Annotated in this window: 1 protein-coding gene; it reads left to right on the top strand. The window is 65.7% G+C overall.

The genetic code is table 11. From position 1 onward, the window contains the following. Nucleotides 1-242 (top strand): NADH-quinone oxidoreductase subunit H (locus ACPYOI_RS36835; protein ID WP_481424281.1); only part of this gene is annotated, 242 nt, incomplete at both ends.

The raw sequence follows: 242 nt of genomic DNA on the forward strand, positions 1-242 counted from the left end.
GTACTCCTCGATGCGCTTCGCGATGTTCTTCCTCGGCGAGTACGTCAACATGTTCACCGTCTCGGCGCTCGCCACGACGCTGTTCCTCGGCGGCTGGCAGGCCCCGCCGTTCATCGCGATGATCGGTGACGGCGCCCTCAACGGCGGCTGGTGGGGCCTGCTCTGGTTCACCGTCAAGCTCTGGCTGTTCATGTTCCTGTTCGTCTGGCTGCGCGGCTCGCTGCCCCGGGTCAGGTACGACC

Source organism: Rhizobium sp. SVR5-2C (assembly GCF_056755115.1).